We start from the raw sequence: 14,039 nt of genomic DNA, 5'->3' as shown, positions 1-14,039 counted from the left end.
ATGCAATGCATGCCATTCTGCCTTCTACCCCTCGCGATTCGAATGGAAGAAAGTTCGTCCATCGACACTTCTTTCACCTGAGGACATTCACATGACCGCTTCGCGACTCACCACCCTCCTGCGCCAGGGCGCGCTCGCCCTTTCCCTCGCGGGCGCCGCCACCGCCTCCGTTGCAGCGCCCACCCACTGGAGCCCCAGCTGGATGGCCGCCACCCAGCCGCTGTGGGACGAGAGCTTCGTGCTGCCCGTCGGCATTCCCGCCCGCTTCGAGCGGCAAACGCTGCGCCAGGTGGCACGCCTGAGCATCGGCGGCACGCGGCTGCGCGTGGTGATCAGCAACGAAGGCGGCACCACGCCGCTGCACATCGGCGCGGCGCGCGTGGCCCGCCATGCGAGCGGCTCGGCGGTCGTCGAAGGCACCGACCGCGTGCTGCGCTTCGGCGGCCGCAGCGACGTGACGCTGCCGCCCGGCGCGCGCCTCGTAAGCGACCCGGTCGACCTGCCGCTGCCCGCGCTGAGCGAAGTGGCCGTGTCGCTGTACCTGCCGGAACCCAGCCGGCCCGCGGGCTTTCACTTCGATGCGCGGCAGACGCTGTACATCGCCGACGGCGACCTGAGCGCCGCCGCACGACTGCCGGCCGCCGCCACCTCGTGGAGCACCCGCGTCTACGTGAGCGGCCTGATCGTCGAGACGCCGAAGGCGCCCGTCACCGTCGTCGCACTGGGCGACTCGATCACCGACGGCAACGGCTCGACGCCCGGCGCCCACACGCGCTGGCCCGACGCGCTGGCCGAGCGGCTCGCGCCGCGCGGCGTGGGCGTGCTCAACGCCGGCATCTCGGGCGGCCGGCTGCTGAAGGACGGCATGGGCCGCGCGGCACTCGAACGCGCGGGCCGCGACGTGTTCGCGCAGCCCGGCGTGCGCGCGATGGTCGTGCTGCTGGGCACCAACGACATCGGCTGGCCCGGCGGCCCCTTCGCACCGCAGGAGCCCGCGGTGCGCGCCGAGGCCGTGATCCAGGGCTTTCGCCAGCTGATCGAGATGGCCCATGCCCACAACGTGCGCATCGTGGGCGCCACCATTCCGCCCAACGAACGCGCACTCGAAGGCACGCCGCTGGCCGGCCACCACTCGCCCGAGAAAGACAAGGTGCGCCAGGCCGTCAACCGCTGGATCCGCGAAGGCGGCGCCTTCGATGCGGTGGTCGATGTCGACGCCCTGCTGCGCGACCCGGCCCGGCCGACCCGGCTGAAAGCCGCCATGGACTCGGGCGACCACCTGCATCCCGGCGACGCCGGCTACCGGGCGATGGCGGCGGCCATCGACCTCGACGCCCTGCTCGGCAACGATCTTCGATAGACTGCAAATATACTGTACATAAATACAGTCTTTTCTCTAGAATGGATCGTCTCCAAGAACAACATTCGAGGCGACGCCATGACCACCGCCAACCCGCCTGCGCCCTCGGCGCAGGTGCTTTTTTTCTCGTCGCGACAGCATCCGTTGCAGTCGCGTCCGCGCACCACCGCCACCACGGGCCGGATCTCGACCTGGCCCTTCAAGGTCACGCGCGACAAGAGCCCGGGCGACAACCTGGACATCCGCGCCCAAGCCGCACGCGTGCTGCAAACCACGGCCGCGCACTGGTGGCCGCCCGAGGCCTGAAGGTGATGCCGTGGCCGTCCGCCGCCAGCTCCTCATCGGCCTCTTTCCCACGACGAACGTGCGCGCCGAAATCCTGGCGCACCGCGAAGACTGGTGGTGGCCGCGTGGCTGCACCCTGTCTGCGGCGCAGGGGCTGCACCTCACGCTGTACTACCTGCCCGATCACCAGGGCGAAGCCGAGCAACGCCTGCGCGACACGCTGGCCCGGGTGCCGATGCCACCACTGGAACTCACGCTCGACAGCTCCGGCACCTGGCGCAACGACATCTCCGTGGTCCGTCCCGCGGCACACGACGGGCTGCGCGAATTCCACGACGCGCTGACGTGCGCGCTGCAGCAAGCCGGCTTCATTTCCTACGCTCGCGGCTGGACGCCTCACGTCACAATTGCGCGGAAAAGCGAGCGCGCCGCGTGCCCTGGGCAGTTGCCACCGATCCACTGGACGGTGCGCGAGTTCCGGCTGGTCCGCTCGCACTTCACGCATCCCTTTCGCCACGAACTCCTGGACGCCTACCCCGCATGCTGACGCCGCCCGCCTTGTCGAACGATGCCATCGCCGCCTGCCTCGCCAGCCACTGGGGCCTTCAAGATTCCCGCACCGAATTCCTGCCGCTGGGCGCAGACGTCGATTCGGCCGCGTTCCGCATCGAGGCATCGGACGGCCGCGCGTACTTCCTGAAGCTGCGCCGAGGCGGCTTCACGCCCGCCGTGGTCGATGTGCCGGCCGTGCTGCACCACACCTATGACATCGACGCCGTGATGGCGCCTCTGCTCACGCGCACGCGGCGGCTCAGCGTGCAGGACCATGGCTTCGACTGGGCGCTCTACCCCTTCTTCGATGGCGTCGACGGCTTCACGCGCGCACCGACCGACCGGCAATGGACCGCGCTCGGCACCGCGCTGAACGCCATCCATCGCACCGAGCTGCCCGAATCTCTGCGCGCGGGCCTGCCGCGCGAAAGCTATTCGCACCACTGGCGCGAAGGCGTGCGTGGCTACCAGCGCCGCTTCATCAACGGCGTGGCGGGCGACGATCTGGTCAAGCGCTTTCTGGCCTTCTGGGACGCGCACGACGAAGAGATCGATTCGATCGTCTACCGCAGCGAACAGCTCGCCTCGATCCTGCTCGAGAAGTCACTGCCGCAGGTGCTTTGCCATGCCGACCTGCATGCGGGCAACGTGCTGCTGGGCGACGACGATCGCCTGTACATCGTCGACTGGGACACGCTGATCCTCGCGCCGAAGGAGCGCGACCTGATGTTCATCGGCGGCGGGGTCGGCGGCGTGTGGAACCAGCCGCGCGAAGAAGCGCTGTTCTTCCAGGGCTACGGCACGAACGAGGCGGTCGACACGCTCGCCCTCGCCTACTACCGCCACGAACGCATCGTGCGCGACCTGCTCGAGTTCTGCGACCAGATGTTCGACCCGCAGGCCAGCCGCGAAGACCGCGAGGAAGGCCTGCGCCAGATGGCGAGCCAGTTCGAGCCGGGCAACGTGGTCGCCGTCGCGCACCGCGACTACGACGCCATCACCTGAAGCACCTGAAGGGCGCCGCTCAGATCAGCAGGTCCTGCGCGTCGTCCTCGAAGCCCGCCACGGGCTGCGCCTTGGCCAGCGCCAGCCACACCGAAAAAGGAATGCGCTCGAAGGCGCGGTGCACCGCGGCGCGCGCCACCACGAGGCGCTCGCCCTCGAGCACCATCACGCCGCATTCGGCCGGGATCTCGTCGGGCGACGCGATGCAGCGGCCCTTGGCGTCGTTGCCCAGCACGTACCAGCACTCGCCGCCCAGGTCGAGATACGCCGCGCGCTTGTCGGGCTTGCGCAGGTCGCCCAGCAGGTCGGCGCGGCTGACCTTCACCTCGTGCACGATGGGATGCGCATAGGCCTCGACGCTGGTGTTGCGGATCGAGAAAACGTCGGGCCGCGCCATGCACCAGCGCGGCTTGCCGCCCTCTTCCAGCGGCGGCAGGCGGGCGCGCAGGCCCAGGCCGCGCCAGGCGATGCGGCCGCCGCGCGTCATCTCGCGCGCCACGCGCTCCACCAGCGCCTCGTGCGGCGACAGCGCCGCGCGGTTGACCGTGAGCGTGGTGGCAATGCGCGCAATGCCCGCGTCGGTCACGCGCAGCGTCTCGTGGCCCAGCGCGCTGCGCACGCGTTCGAGAAAACCGCCCGCGAGCAGCTCGACCTCGATGGTGTCGCAGCAGGGCCAGCCGGCCGAGCGGTAGATCTCGCGCAGGCGCCGTGCGTGCGGCTTGCCGAAGGGCACGGCCGTCTGCAGGGGCGGTGGGTCGCTCACCGGCGGCGGAAAACCGGGGTCAGTCACCGGGGGCACGACCGGCGGCGGATCGCCTTCGGGCGGCAGCACGGGCGGCGGCGGTGGCGGCATGGGCACATCGGGCGCGGGCGGCGGCGGGCCGATCGGCGTGGCGACGACCTCATCGGCAAGGGCAAATCCGGCGGTTGCGGCGAGTGCGGACATGGGAAGAACAGGTTAGCGAAAAGTGAGGGTCGGCGCGAGGCATGGAACGATCGGTTGCATTCGCAATGCCTCAGTGGAAGTCGCGGCTGGTGTTGCTCTGCGCCAGCCGGCCCAGCAGCGGCGTGAGGTCCTTGAAGCCGGTGGCGATCAGGTGCTGCACCTTGCCGCCGCTGTCGTCGTCGCGCTGCCAGGTGCCCTGCACCGCGAGCAGGTGCGACTTGAGCAGCGGCTCGCGCCAGGCCTCGATGACGTGGCTCCACACGATCACGTTGACGTTGCCGGTCTCGTCCTCCAGCGTGACGAAGATGGTGCCGTTGGCGGTGCCGGGCCGCTGCCGGCCCTTGACGATGCCGCAGGCACGCACGGTCTGGCCGCTGCGTGCGGCGCGCAGCTCCACCGCGCTCATGAGATTCATGCGCGCCAGGCGCGGGCGCAGCAGCGCGAGCGGATGGCGGCGCAGCGTGAGGCCCAGCGCCGCGTAGTCGCCGACGATCTCTTCGCCCTCGGGCGCGGCCGGCAGCAGCAGCGCCTGTTCGTGGATCGGCACGCCCTTGAGCAGGGCCGACGAGCGATGCTGCGCCGTGGCATCCCACACCTGCTGGCGCCGATGGCCCGAGAGCGACATCAATGCATCGGCCGCGGCGAGCGCGGCCATGTCCTTGCCTTCGAGTTCGGCGCGCAGGGCCAGGTCTTCGGTGCTGGTGAAAGGCGCTTGTGCGCGCGCTGCGAGCAAACGCCTGGCGCCGGCTTCGCTGAGGCCCAGGACCCGGTTCAGGCCCAGCCGCACCGCCGGCTGGTTCTCGTTGCCCAGGCGCTCGGCGTAGCGCGTATCGGTGCCAGGCGGCATGCGCGGCGCGTCGGGCGTGCGGGCCTCGAGCGTGGTGTCGATCTCGCTGCACGTGACATCGACCGGCCGCACCTCAACGCCATGGCGTCGCGCGTCCTGCACCAGTTGCGAGGGGCTGTAGAAGCCCATCGGCTGCGAGTCGAGCAACGCGGCGAGGAAGCAGGCGGGCTCGTAGTTCTTGAGCCAGCTGCTGATGGTGACCAGCAGCGCGAAGCTCGCGGCGTGGCTTTCGGGAAAGCCGTAATCGCCGAAGCCGAGGATCTGCTTGAAGATGGCTTCGGCGAACTCCTTCGGGTACTTGTTGTCCACCATCCCATCCACGAGCTTCGCGTGAAACTTGTCGAGGCCGCCCTTGCGCTTCCACGCGGCCATGGCACGACGCAACTGATCGGCTTCGTCTGCGCTGAACTTCGCCGCGATCATGGCGATCTGCATCACCTGCTCCTGGAAGATCGGAATGCCCAGCGTGCGTTCCAGCGCCGGCTTCAGTTCCTCTTTTTCGTAGAGGATCGGCAAGCCCTTGCGCACCCGCTCGCGCTGCTTGAGGTACGGATGCACCATGCCACCCTGAATGGGCCCCGGCCGCACGATTGCGACCTCGATCACCAGGTCTTCATAGGTGCGCGGCTTCAGGCGCGGCAGCATCGACATCTGCGCGCGGCTCTCGATCTGGAACACGCCGATGGTGTCGGCGTCGCAGATCATGTCGAACACGTTCTGGTCGTCGTTGGGGATGTGGTGCATCTCCATCATCGAGCCCCGCCAGCGGTTCATGTGGTCGAGCCCGCGCCGGATGGCGCTGAGCATGCCCAGCGCGAGCACGTCGACCTTGAGCATGCCCATGGCCTCGAGGTCGTCTTTTTCCCACTGGATGACCGAGCGGTCTTTCATCGACGCCTTCTCGACCGGCACCAGCCGCGTGAGCTTGGTGTGCGTGAGCACGAAGCCGCCGACGTGCTGGCTCAGGTGGCGCGGAAAGCCCTTGAGCCGCTGCGTCATCTCGATCCATTGCACCAGCTTGAGCCGGTCTTCCTTCACCCCGACGCGCGCGGCGGCCTTGTCGAGCTGCTCGCCGAGCACGGTGTCGTCGAACCAGTAGTGGTCCTTGGCGAATTCGTCGACCAGCCGCTCGTCGATGCCGATGGCCTTGCCGACGTCGCGCAAGGCGCTGCGCGAGCGGTAGCAGATGACGACGGCGGCGATGGCGGCGCGCTCGCGGCCGTACTTTGCGTAGATGTACTGGATGACTTCTTCGCGCCGCTGGTGCTCGAAGTCAACGTCGATGTCGGGCGGTTCCTTGCGATGGCGGCTCAGGAAGCGCTCGAACAGCAGGTGGCCTTTTTCGGGGTCGATGGCGGTGATTTCGAGGCAATAGCAGACAGCGGAATTGGCCGATGACCCGCGACCCTGGCAAAGAATTTTCTGTGAGCGCGCAAAGCGGACGATGTTCTCTACGGTCAGGAAGAACATCTCGTATTCAAGCTCCCTGATCAGGTCCAGCTCTTTCTGCACCTGGGCTCGCACGCCATCAGGAATCCCGTTCGGGTAGCGCCTTTGCGCCCCTTCCCACGTCTTGCGCGCCAGCGTCTGCGTCGCCGTCTCGTTGCTGCCCAGAGTTTCCAGCGGGTACTTGTAGGTCTCGCGGATCACCTCGGGATCGAAACGGCACCGCTGCGCCACCTCCAGCGTGTTCGCCAGCATCGCGGGCAGGTACAGCTCGGCCAGCCGCACCCGCTGACGCAGGTGCCGCTCGGCGTTCGACTGCAGTGCAAAGCCGCACTCGGCCACCGTGCGGCCTTCGCGCACGGCCGTGAGCACGTCGTGCAGCGGCTTGCGGCCGCGCGCGTGCATGTGCACATCGCCGGCCGCGACCAGCGGCACGCCGGCCTGCTCGCCCGCCTGCATCAGCGTGACGAGCCAGAGGTCGTCGTCGAGTTCGTTGAACAGCTCCACGGCCAGCCAGAGGTTGTCGCCGTACAGCGCCCTGGCCGCTGCCAGGTCTTCCTGCAAGGAGGCTGCATCCGACATACCACCCGGCGGACGGTGCGGCACGAAGAGCACCTGGCAGTCCTGCAGCGAAGCCACGTCGCTGCCCTCCCAGCTCACGCGGTACTCGCCCTTGGGCAATTCGGTGTTGCGCGCAGCGGTGATGAACTCGCAGAGGTTGCCCCAGCCCTCGGTGTCGTTCGCGATCACCACAAGCTTGAAGCGCTCGAAGCGGAACTCGCTGCCGAACAACAGGCGGAATTCGGGGTGGCGCGGGATCGGTGGTTCGTCCGGGTGCTCGCGCTCGTAGGTGTCCAGCTTGGCGGGCAGGTCGCGCAACGCGACATGCGCGCGCACGATGCCGGCCACCGAGCATTCGTCGGTGATGGCCAGCGCCGCGTAGCCGAGGTGGTAGGCGCGCTCGACCACCTCTTCGGGCGTCGACGCGCCGCGCTGGAAGCTGAAGTTCGTGAGGCAGTGCAGCTCGGCATAGCCGGGCAGGCCCGGCGCCGGGCGCAGCCGCTGCGGCAGCACATGCACCTTGGCAGGCTGGCGCTTGCGCTCTTCCTTGCCGCTCAGGTCAGGCATAGAAGCCTTGCAGATACCAGCGCACCTCGCCCGACGAAAAGCGCGTGGCGGGCCGCTCGCGAAAGATCCACACCAGGCCGGCCTCGGGGCTTTCGGCCACGTAGTAGTCGCGCATCGCGGGCTGGCCGCCGTCTTCTTCGCCGCCCCACCAGCCGGCCTCGACGCGCTGCGGCCCGACCAGCTTGCGCAGCGGCCCGCAGTAGCACGGGCGCTCGCCGTCCATCTCGAGCCGCAAGGGCTCGGGCAGCAGCCAGGGCGGGTAGATCGCATCGGGCTGCGAGGCGGCGTCCTTGCGGGCCTTGTCGGGTGCCGGGGTTTTCTCTTTCTGCAGCGCGGGCCGCCACCGCTGCTGGCGCTCGGGCCGGTGGTCGGCCTGCGCGAGCGGCACCACCACCTGGTCGGCGCCGAGCCGCACGCTGAGCCGTTCGACCATCTCGTGCAGCTTGTCGCCCTTGCGGTTGTCTTCCGGCAGGAAGCTGGTGCTGGCGCCGGCCAGCGGATCGGTTTCGAGCGTGCGCAGCTTCAGCCAGCTCGCGGGCGCGGCCAGCGTGGTGAGCGCGAGTTTTTCGGACAGCAGGCGGCGCAGGTGCGCCATGTCCTGCGTGGGCTCGGCCGTGCGCACGGTGAGCTGCTGGTGCGGCGGCAGGGTCACGCCGTTGAGGCGCCGCAGGTCGAGCGTCCATTGCAGCTCGAGCGCACGCGCGCCGCGCTGGCGCGCGCGCAGCCAGATCTGCAGCGCCGACAGCAGGCGGTTGGCCGACCACATGAGTTCGGGCCCGGTTTCGGCCAGCGCGGGCAGTTCGAGCTTCTGCTCGAACACGTCGGGCAGCGTGAGCCAGGCGTGGCTTTCGGGGCGCAGGCCCCAGGCGATGTCGAGCGCCTCGCGCAGCCCGGCACCGAAGCGCCGCGCCAGCCCGCCGCGCGGCAGCGCCGCCACCTCGCCCCAGGTGCGGCAGCCCAGGCGCGCGAGCAGGTCGAGGTGGCCCTGCGCGGCCGTCAGCGTGTCCAGCGGCAGGCCGGCCGGCACCTCGGCGGGCCGGTGCTCGTTGCGCGCGAACAGGCGCAGCCGCGCCAGCGCGATCAGGCTGGTGGCGCCCTGCGCGCCGCGCATGCGCGCGTCGGGCGCGGGGTTCAGGGCCAGCAGCTGGCGCATCAGCGGCGCGCGACCGCCCCACAGGCGTTCGCAGGCCGAGACCTCGAGCATCAGCGCCTCGTCCTGCCAGGCGACATGCGGCGTGAACTGCAGCGCCCACCAGCCCAGGGCCTCGGGCGGGGGCATGTCGGGGGCGTCGGCTTCTTCGGACTCAGACGACCACTGCAAGGCGATCCAGTGCATCCGGGCCTCCTTTCCATGCGTCGATGCGCACCACCGTGGCCGACGGCGCGGCGGCCGGCGCCACGGGCGGCTGCAGGCGCAGTTGGCGCCGCACGCGGGCAGCGGCCAGCAGCGCGCTCATGCGGGCGTTGCGCGCCGGCACCCGCACCGGCGCGGCCAGCGGCGGCCCCCGGCGCTTGAGCAGGTGCAGCGCGATCTGCGCCGGGTCGTCCGGGCAGCGCTCGGCGCGCAGGCGCAGGCGCGCGGGCGAGGCCGACAGCGCCACCGACTCGGGCCGGCACACGAACAGCAGCACCTCGTGCTGTGCGGCCGCCAGTTGCAGCCGCCGCAGCTCGCCCACGCGGGCCTGCGGCAGCCAGGCGACGACGGCAGCGATCTCGGCGCAGCGCAGCGCCTGCTCGCAAGCCCACAGCCGCGCGGCCGGGGCGTCGCTGCGCACGCACATCAGCGCCTCCACCGGCAACCCCTGCGCCGCCAGCGCGGTGCCGCAGGGCTCGTAAGGCGCGCCGACCAGCACCACCGGCCCGCCGCGCGCTTCCACGGCCTGCGCCAGCGCGGGCAGCAGCAGGCGCCAGACATGGGCTTCGGGCGTGGCCTGCAGCAGCTCCGTCATCGCGCCCACAGGCCAGCCGCCGCCGGGCAGCTCGGCGTCGAGCGCGGCATGCCCGGTGGCCACGACCTGCGCGTCGGCCAGGCCGAGTTCGTCGGCATGCCAGACGCCGCGGCCCGCGGCGGTGGAAAAGGAGTCGAGGAAAGGGAGGCCCATGATTGCAGTTGTTAACTGTATTTTTATACAGTATTTCCCAGGTCGCAACCAGCGATCGATTTACCTGCGAAGGCCCGCGCCTTAAGATCGGTTTATTAACAATTAGTGACCATGAGACACAAAAAGATTCACCTGCGGTTTCTGGCCCTCGCCGCCCTCGTCTTCGCGGCGGCGCCCGCCTCGGCGCAGCCCGCCAAGCCGCTCCTGATCGGCCAGACCTACGTGCAGACCGGCCCGCTCGCGTCGCTGTCGACCGAGCCGCTGGTGGGCATCCGTGCCATGTTCACGGCGCTGAACGCGAGCGGCGGCGTCAACGGCCGCCCGGTCGAGCTGCGCCAGCTCGACGACGCCTACGACCCCGCCAAGGGCGCCGAGAACGTCAAGACCTTCGCGCGCGACGGCGCCATCGGCGTGCTGATGCCCATCGGCACCTCGTCGGCGGTCGGCGCGCTGAAGGCGGCCAACGAGCTGAAGATTCCCGTCGTCGGCCCCTACACGGGCGCGGGCCCGGTGGTGAAGTTCAGCGAGTTCGGTTTTCCGGTGCGCATCAGCTTCGACGAGGAATACAGCCGCATCGTGAACCACCTGTTCACCATCGGCCTGTCGCGCATCGCCTTCGCGCACAACGACAACCCCGGCGCGCGCTCGGCGATGGAGAGCACGCAGAAGTTCATTGCCGAACGCGGCGACAAGATGGTCGGCAGCGTGGCCATCAAGAACGACGGCTCCGACGCGGCCGAGCGCGCCGCCGAGCTGGCCAAGCTCAAGCCCAAGGCCGTGGTGCTGTCGGCCACCAACGACGTGGCGGCGAAATTCATCGCGGCCTACCGCGCGACCGGCGGCGAGACGGCGTTCTATTCGTTCTCGTTCCTGAATGGGCAAAAGCTGTTCCAGGACATCAAGAAGGACGCGGCCGGCGTGGTCATCTCGCAGGTCGTGCCCTACCCGTGGAACAGCGCGATGCCGGTGATTGCCGAGTACCAGGCGGCGATGAAGAAGATCGGCATGACCGAGTTCAGCTACGCCAGCCTGGAGGGCTACGTCACGGCCAAGGTCATGGTCGAAGGCCTGAAGCGCGCGGGCGCCAACCCCACGCCCGAGTCGCTGCAGAAGGGCCTGGAGTCGTTCAAGACGCTGGACCTCGGCGGCATCGCGGTGTCGTACCGGCCCGGCGAGCACCGCGGGCTGACCTTCTCCGAGCTGTCGATGCTCAAGGCCGACGGGCGCTACCTGCGCTGAGCCCTTCCGCCCGCCGGCATGGCGGGCGCAGAATTTCGTTCGTGACGCCCACCACGAACGCGCCCCTCCTTCCAGCCCTCACGCGCGCCCGGTTGCTCCGACTGGGCGCAGCCCTGTGCGCAGGTGCCGCGCTCCCCTCCTTCGCCCAGCAGCCACCCCGCAGGCCCGCGATGCAGATGACCACCCGCCCCATTCCCTCCACGAAGGAAGCCCTGCCGGTCGTCGGCTGCGGCACCTGGATCGGCTTCGACCAGCGTCCCGGCACCGACGAGTACCAGCGCCTGCCCGGCGTGCTCGACGCGCTTTTCGCGGCCGGCGGCACGGTGATCGACAGCTCGCCGATGTACGGCCGCTCCGAGGAAACCACCGGCGAACTGCTGGCCGCCGCGAAGCCGGGCGCGAAGCCCTTCCTCGCGACCAAGGTCTGGACCTCGGGCCGCGAAGCCGGCATCGCGCAGATGGAACAGTCGTTCACTCGGCTTCGCACGCAGCAGATCGACCTGATGCAGGTGCACAACCTCGTCGACTGGCGCACCCACCTCGCCACGCTGCGCGGCTGGAAAGAGAAAGGCCGCGTGCGCTACATCGGCATCACCCACTACACCGCCTCGGCCTACGACGAGGTCGAAGCGGTGCTGCGCGCCGAGACGCTCGACTTTGTGCAGATCAACTACTCGCTCGATGCGCGCGATGCCGAACAGCGCCTGCTGCCGCTCGCGGCCGAGCGCGGCGTGGCGGTGATCGTCAACATGCCCTTCGGCGGCGGTGGCTTGCTGCGGCGCCTGCGCGACAAGCCGCTGCCCGCCTGGGCCGGCGAGATCGGCTGCACAAGCTGGGCGCAGGTGCTGCTGAAGTTCGTGCTGAGCCATCCGGCCGTGACCTGCACGATCCCGGGCACGAGCCGCGCGGAGCACATGACGGACAACGCCGCGGCCGGCGCCGGCACCTTCCCCGATGCCGCCTTCTGGCGCCGCGAGGCCTCTTCTATTCGAACTTGACGTTGTGCTCCCGCACCGTCGCGCCGAAGGCGTCGTACTGCGTGCGGAAGAACTCAGCGAACTTCGCGGGGCTCATGCCGTAGCCCTCGAAGCCCTGCTGCACCAGTTGCGCATGCACGTCGGGCCGCTTGAGCGTGTTCTGCAGTTCCAGCGAGAGCCTGTCGGTGATCTCCTTCGGCAGCCCCGGCGGCCCGAAGAAGCCGGCCCAGGGCGTGATCGTGAGCTTGCCCAGCCCCAGCTCGCCGCCCGTGGGCACATCGGGCAGCAGGCCGCTGCGCTGCGGCAACAGCGTGACCAGCGCGCGGATGCGTCCCTCCTTCACGAACCCCGGCGCCAGCGTGCCGGTGGTGAACATCATCTGGATCTGCCCGCCCAGCAGGTCGGTCATGGCCTGCATGTCGCCCTTGTAGCGCGCGTTGACCACCTTGCGCTCGCCCAGCAGCTGCAGCATCGCGAGCTCCGAGGCGCTGTTGCTCGATGCCGAGTTGAGCGCCCCGGGCTTCGACGCCACGAGCGCCAGCAGCTCGTTCACGCTCTTCACCGGCAGGCTCGAAGGCACCACGAGGAACATCGAGAACTGCCCCGCCGAGCTGATCGGCGTGAAGGCCTTGAACGGGTCGTAGGGCGAGGTCGGCCGCAGCGTGGGCGCGGCGACCATCGCGGTGTTGGTGCCCATCAGCAGCGTGTAGCCGTCGGGCTTCGCAGATGAAGTGGCTTGCGCCGCAAGCACGCCGTCGGCACCGGGGCGGTTCTCCACGATCACCTGCTGGCCGAGCTGTCGCGACAGCCCTTCCGCAATGATCCGCGTGAGCGAATCGGCGCCGCCGCCGGGCGCGAAGCCGACGATCAGCCGCACGGGCTTGTTCGGATAGGCGTCGGCGCTCCAGGCCGCAGCGCCGGGCAGTGCCGTGGCGGCGAGGGCCGCGAGAGTCAAGGTTCTGCGTCGCATGAAAGCCTCCTTGTTCAGAAGAGGTGCCGCACACCGAACTCCCAGCCCGACGAGCGCATTCCGCCCGCCGGCGCGCTGCCGCCGCTCACCACGTAGCGCGCCTGCCCGCTGTTCATCAGCCGCGCGTAGGTGCCGTACAGCGCGGTGCGCCGGGAGAGGTTGTGCACGTAGCCGATGCCGAACTGGCGCGCGTCGTCGCGGTTGCGCGGCATGCCGTTGGCGTTGCGCAGGCTTTCGTCGCTGCGGTCGTCCAGGTAGGCGTAGCTCACGCGGATGCGCCCGACCTCGAAGGCCGGGATGTGCGCGCCGATCTCGACCGTGTTCTTGCGCACCGTGCCGGCCGCGAGCTTCACCGTCACCTTGTTGTAGAGCGCGAAGAACTTCGCGAAGCCCGCGTCCCACGAGCCGCCGATGTTGGCGTGCGTGTAGTTGCCGATGGTGGAGGTGGCGTTGAAGTGCGAGCGCGTCACGGCCGCCGCGATGTCGAACGCGCCCGAGGCGAAACCGAAGCGCGCGCCGCCGAAGTTGCCGTCGTCGCGGTTCGGCGCCGTGGAGTTGTTCTCGCCGGTGCCGACCATCGCCATGCCGTAGAAGCCGCCCAGCTTGGCCGGCAGCCAGTAGCTCACCGTGTTGCTGCCGGTGATGGCCGTGGGCAGCGGCCCGGTGCCCGCGCCCGCGAAGGTGAGGTTGCCCGCGCGCGCCACGCCGTTGGCGTTGAAGGGGTCGAAGTAGATGCTGTTGTAGTGCGTGGGAATGAAGTCGTGGCCCAGCCGCACTTCGCCCAGCGAATCGTGCGACAGGCTCACGAAGGACATGCGGTCGAAGGTGATCGGTCCCGCCGGGCCCGCGCCGCTCGTCTGGTTGTTGGTGTTGCTCGGCCGGCCGGTGCCCAGGTCGGGGTTCAGGCTGCCTTCGAGCCAGAACCCTGCGCGCAAGCCTCCGCCCAGGTCTTCGGTGCCGCGAAAGCCGATCCGGCTGGTCGAGAGACCGCCGTTCGACAGCGCCTTGATCGAGCCGCCGCCCTCGCCTTTCGTGTACTGGACGCCGAGGTCCATCACGCCGAACACGGTGACGCTGGATTGCGCGTGCGCCGCGCCGCTGCTGGCAAGGCCGATGGCCGACCACATCAAGATTCTCTTCATGGTTTTTTGTCTCCTGCTTCTTCTCTTTGGTTGAAAAACT

At 69.4% G+C, this 14,039-nt stretch carries 12 protein-coding genes; 6 read left to right on the top strand and 6 right to left on the bottom strand.

Features of this window, described 5'->3' with window-relative positions:
• The first annotated feature begins 91 nt into the window (after positions 1-91).
• The 4 genes from AC07SQ_RS23770 to AC07SQ_RS23755 all read left to right on the top strand — a co-directional run bounded on the left by AC07SQ_RS23770 (position 92) and on the right by AC07SQ_RS23755 (position 3,202).
• The gene (locus AC07SQ_RS23770; protein WP_495271559.1) at positions 92-1,360 is read left to right on the top strand and encodes an SGNH/GDSL hydrolase family protein; all 1,269 of its coding nucleotides are present in this window, start codon (positions 92-94) and stop codon (positions 1,358-1,360) included.
• Between the two features lie 78 nt (positions 1,361-1,438).
• Positions 1,439-1,666, top strand: coding sequence for a hypothetical protein (locus tag AC07SQ_RS23765; RefSeq protein ID WP_495271560.1), 228 nt, complete (start codon positions 1,439-1,441; stop codon positions 1,664-1,666).
• Positions 1,667-1,676: 10 nt separating this feature from the next.
• Positions 1,677-2,192: a 2'-5' RNA ligase family protein gene (locus AC07SQ_RS23760; protein WP_495271561.1), complete on the top strand. Its 516-nt coding sequence runs from the start codon at positions 1,677-1,679 to the stop codon at positions 2,190-2,192.
• Complete coding sequence (locus AC07SQ_RS23755) at positions 2,186-3,202, top strand: phosphotransferase (protein ID WP_495271562.1); 1,017 nt, start codon at positions 2,186-2,188, stop codon at positions 3,200-3,202. The genes AC07SQ_RS23760 and AC07SQ_RS23755 overlap by 7 nt, the downstream gene beginning before the upstream one ends.
• A 19-nt stretch (positions 3,203-3,221) precedes the next feature.
• Here AC07SQ_RS23755 and AC07SQ_RS23750 read toward each other — a convergent pair whose 3' ends face one another.
• From AC07SQ_RS23750 to imuA, 4 genes are all read right to left on the bottom strand, one after another.
• On the bottom strand, positions 3,222-4,148 hold the full coding sequence (locus AC07SQ_RS23750; protein WP_495271563.1) for a hypothetical protein: 927 nt from the start codon (positions 4,146-4,148) through the stop codon (positions 3,222-3,224).
• Between the two features lie 70 nt (positions 4,149-4,218).
• A complete protein-coding gene (locus tag AC07SQ_RS23745) occupies positions 4,219-7,569 on the bottom strand; it encodes an error-prone DNA polymerase (protein ID WP_495271564.1) in 3,351 nt (1,116 codons plus the stop codon).
• Positions 7,562-8,905, bottom strand: coding sequence for a Y-family DNA polymerase (locus tag AC07SQ_RS23740; protein ID WP_495271565.1), 1,344 nt, complete (start codon positions 8,903-8,905; stop codon positions 7,562-7,564). The genes AC07SQ_RS23745 and AC07SQ_RS23740 overlap by 8 nt, the downstream gene beginning before the upstream one ends.
• Positions 8,874-9,671, bottom strand: coding sequence for a translesion DNA synthesis-associated protein ImuA (gene imuA, locus AC07SQ_RS23735; protein WP_095744948.1), 798 nt, complete (start codon positions 9,669-9,671; stop codon positions 8,874-8,876). The genes AC07SQ_RS23740 and imuA overlap by 32 nt, the downstream gene beginning before the upstream one ends.
• A gap of 111 nt (positions 9,672-9,782) precedes the next feature.
• On the opposite strand from imuA, the gene AC07SQ_RS23730 reads away from it, so the two are divergent.
• Together AC07SQ_RS23730 and AC07SQ_RS23725 are read left to right on the top strand one after the other, a co-directional pair.
• Entirely contained in the window at positions 9,783-10,910 is a 1,128-nt protein-coding gene (locus AC07SQ_RS23730) for an ABC transporter substrate-binding protein (RefSeq protein ID WP_495271566.1), read from the top strand.
• 170 nt (positions 10,911-11,080) lie between these two features.
• On the top strand, positions 11,081-11,908 hold the full coding sequence (locus tag AC07SQ_RS23725) for an aldo/keto reductase (protein ID WP_495271567.1): 828 nt from the start codon (positions 11,081-11,083) through the stop codon (positions 11,906-11,908).
• Here AC07SQ_RS23725 and AC07SQ_RS23720 read toward each other — a convergent pair.
• Complete coding sequence (locus AC07SQ_RS23720; protein ID WP_495271568.1) at positions 11,895-12,857, bottom strand: Bug family tripartite tricarboxylate transporter substrate binding protein; 963 nt, start codon at positions 12,855-12,857, stop codon at positions 11,895-11,897. The two genes, AC07SQ_RS23725 and AC07SQ_RS23720, sit on opposite strands and share 14 nt — an antisense overlap.
• 14 nt (positions 12,858-12,871) lie before the next feature.
• Positions 12,872-13,999: a porin gene (locus AC07SQ_RS23715; RefSeq protein WP_495271569.1), complete on the bottom strand. Its 1,128-nt coding sequence runs from the start codon at positions 13,997-13,999 to the stop codon at positions 12,872-12,874.
• Positions 14,000-14,039 lie beyond the last annotated feature (40 nt).

The sequence above is a fragment of the Variovorax sp. GW821-FHT06D12 genome (genome assembly GCF_059419205.1).
Note: the sequence above shows the minus strand (reverse complement) of the source record. Positions and strands in the feature narration are given on the sequence as shown.

What these genes read in the sequence shown, in the direction of transcription:
- AC07SQ_RS23770 (WP_495271559.1), top strand. Translation starts at nt 92, where the DNA reads ATGACCGCTTCGCGACTCACCACCCTCCTGCGCCAGGGCGCGCTCGCC.
- AC07SQ_RS23765 (WP_495271560.1), top strand. Translation starts at nt 1,439, where the DNA reads ATGACCACCGCCAACCCGCCTGCGCCCTCGGCGCAGGTGCTTTTTTTC.
- AC07SQ_RS23755 (WP_495271562.1), top strand. Translation starts at nt 2,186, where the DNA reads ATGCTGACGCCGCCCGCCTTGTCGAACGATGCCATCGCCGCCTGCCTC.
- AC07SQ_RS23750 (WP_495271563.1), bottom strand. Translation starts at nt 4,148, where the DNA reads ATGTCCGCACTCGCCGCAACCGCCGGATTTGCCCTTGCCGATGAGGTC.
- AC07SQ_RS23745 (WP_495271564.1), bottom strand. Translation starts at nt 7,569, where the DNA reads ATGCCTGACCTGAGCGGCAAGGAAGAGCGCAAGCGCCAGCCTGCCAAG.
- AC07SQ_RS23740 (WP_495271565.1), bottom strand. Translation starts at nt 8,905, where the DNA reads ATGCACTGGATCGCCTTGCAGTGGTCGTCTGAGTCCGAAGAAGCCGAC.
- imuA (WP_095744948.1), bottom strand. Translation starts at nt 9,671, where the DNA reads ATGGGCCTCCCTTTCCTCGACTCCTTTTCCACCGCCGCGGGCCGCGGC.
- AC07SQ_RS23730 (WP_495271566.1), top strand. Translation starts at nt 9,783, where the DNA reads ATGAGACACAAAAAGATTCACCTGCGGTTTCTGGCCCTCGCCGCCCTC.
- AC07SQ_RS23725 (WP_495271567.1), top strand. Translation starts at nt 11,081, where the DNA reads ATGCAGATGACCACCCGCCCCATTCCCTCCACGAAGGAAGCCCTGCCG.
- AC07SQ_RS23720 (WP_495271568.1), bottom strand. Translation starts at nt 12,857, where the DNA reads ATGCGACGCAGAACCTTGACTCTCGCGGCCCTCGCCGCCACGGCACTG.
- AC07SQ_RS23715 (WP_495271569.1), bottom strand. Translation starts at nt 13,999, where the DNA reads ATGAAGAGAATCTTGATGTGGTCGGCCATCGGCCTTGCCAGCAGCGGC.